3 protein-coding genes are annotated in these 2,160 nt (G+C 57.9%); 2 read left to right on the top strand and 1 reads right to left on the bottom strand.

The genetic code is table 11. The features are described from left to right. A partial coding sequence (locus WB528_RS22355; protein ID WP_423890764.1) for an ERF family protein occupies positions 1–785 on the bottom strand: 785 nt, incomplete at its 3' end. Positions 786–1,620: 835 nt separating this feature from the next. Here WB528_RS22355 and WB528_RS22360 point away from each other — a divergent pair. Continuing rightward, positions 1,621–1,875, top strand: coding sequence for a hypothetical protein (locus tag WB528_RS22360; RefSeq protein ID WP_423890760.1), 255 nt, complete (start codon positions 1,621–1,623; stop codon positions 1,873–1,875). Positions 1,876–1,889: 14 nt separating this feature from the next. Next, positions 1,890–2,150 carry a DUF1488 family protein gene (locus WB528_RS22365; protein ID WP_423890761.1) on the top strand — a complete coding sequence of 87 codons (261 nt, stop codon included), beginning with the start codon at positions 1,890–1,892 and terminating at the stop codon, positions 2,148–2,150. Positions 2,151–2,160 lie beyond the last annotated feature (10 nt).

Below are 2,160 nucleotides of genomic sequence, written 5' to 3' on the forward strand. Positions count from 1 at the left end.
CTTTGGGCGAAGCGGAGATGGTGGGCATCACAAGGCTGTCGTCCGCAAATCAGGCAGGCCTGCGTGGCAACATATCTGACGTGGTCCCGGTCACGCACCCGGCGCGGCTCAGACAGCACCAGAACGCTCTTGTCGATCACCGTGGACCGTTGCAGTTTTTTGGGCCTGCTTGGCTTCGGGTCGTGCGACGGCGACGGTTGTTCGGATTCCACCGGTTCGACAAACATTGCCAGTGCTGTGCGGAAGGCCTCTTCGACACATTCGGCATCTGCTGTGGTCAGGCCGTTCTTGCCTTTGATGTTGCAGAATGCCCAGAGCGCAGCGTCATCAGCAGAAGCAATACTATGGATCTCGCCGAGAAGCCGATCCCGTAGCTCGGCCGACTCCCTAGGGCCAAGAATGGGTTTGTCGGACTTGGCGGAATGTCTTTTGTCGCGGCGAGGAGGGGGCTGAACGGGACTGCGGGGAACGCCATTGACATGCGAATTGCTGGGCAGTTTAGGCCGCTGCGACCCCGCGTCATGGCTCTGCGGCGTCAAGAGGTCTGGCGCATCGAGGTCGTCCTCGCCAGCAATGCCAACGAGGGTGAAGAGCGCATACCGGCGCGCGTAGGTCAGGGCCGCTCCCATTCGACGAGGCGTTGCTGTTTCGCTGATCGCGCAGACCGGCCAGTCCGAGGCGATCCATTCTCCAGATGAGTGGGCAAGCACGGTGGTGAGATTGACGATGCCGGCGGTCTGATCGATTGCGGTGGTCTGGACCGTGGCGATCTCATGCTGGCCCAGCTCTTGCGCACGATGTCGAGGCCACTCGACAGTGGCGCATAATCACTGCCACTGACAGCGATGCGCCCAAGGGCGCACTCCATACCGGCGCCCACTTTTTGGACGCTGTTTGATAGTCAACAGGCGAAGTCGCGTAGGCCTACTCGGATGGCCGTTATGGTGCGACGGCAGTGGCTGGCCTGATTCCTAAACTGGCTGGACAAAGGGCGCCGGGGTCGTTCGGAAGGTTTCTTCGACGCACTGAGCGCCCGCCGCGGTCAGACCGTTCTTGGCTCTGAGGTTGCAATGTGCCCAGAGCGCAGCACCATCGGCAGAAGAAATACTCCCGATCTCGCCAAGAAGCCGGTCGCGTAATTCGGCTGACGCTTTGGGCCGAAGAACGGGCTGCGGACCTCGGAGAATATGTGCCGAGGAGGGGGCCTGCGGAGAACTCGCTATCCGCAGCAAATGCTTTGCAGGAGCAGATCATGACGCAGCCGGCAGTCGCGATAAATGGACAGGCTTCTCATAACGCCTCGGCCCACGCGCGGACACGTCCCATTCGTCAAGCACCCGGTTTGACTGCAATCGAGTTGACACAAGGGCTGCCGCGCTTATTCAAAAGTAAAGGTCGGCCGCACTCATCCCAGGCCAAAAAGGCATCGATGGCCAGCAAGATTTTGGGAAACGCATAATTCTCCTCGCTATTCGATGTGGTCGTCCCCATATGCGGTAGCAAACATATTACAAACGATCACGTTGAGAGGCCATATTGCTCGCTTCTTACGTGCCCATAAGGATGAAGCGACACCCGCAGATGGCATTTCTAAGTCTGATATGAAGAAAGGAAAGCCCGATGGCCCACAAATTCGATGTTGGTCAATTCGTCGATCTAGAGTTGAACTCACTTCGGTCGGCGGTACGCGGCCCCTATGAGATTCGCCATCTTATTCCAGCCTCGGACCGCGATCCCGACGATCCGTGCTACCGCATCAAGAGTGTCGCCGAGAAGCATGAACGCGTTGCGCTTGAAAGCGAACTTACGGTCGCAAGGGCGCTTTCGGCGACAGGCGGTCATGACCGTCGTCAAATCGCGCCTTTTTCTGCTTAATGAACGCCGGACCGATGCTCAATTTTCCAAACGAAAGCCGAATTTTTGACCTAACTCGGCGTGCCGTTCGCTTCTGGGGCCATGACAGCGCAATGGAGTGGTCATTCTTTGCAACGGAAGAAGCGCTTAAACGACTGCAGCCGAAAATGAACCGAGATGAGGCGAGCTTCCTTCTCGCCTTTGATGCCAATCGCGCGGCAATCTACGCCGCCGCGATCAAGGCCTATAAACGAGAACGAAAAGGGTCGTACGAGCTTTTGGCTACGGACCTTTGATGTCTCTCGG

Source organism: Bradyrhizobium sp. (assembly GCF_049586575.1).
In the GTDB taxonomy this organism is placed as follows: domain Bacteria; phylum Pseudomonadota; class Alphaproteobacteria; order Rhizobiales; family Xanthobacteraceae; genus Bradyrhizobium.

Bases quoted from the DNA above. Each gene is read 5' to 3' on its own strand.
- WB528_RS22365 (WP_423890761.1), top strand. From the start codon at position 1,890: ATGCTCAATTTTCCAAACGAAAGCCGAATTTTTGACCTAACTCGGCGT.
- WB528_RS22360 (WP_423890760.1), top strand. From the start codon at position 1,621: ATGGCCCACAAATTCGATGTTGGTCAATTCGTCGATCTAGAGTTGAAC.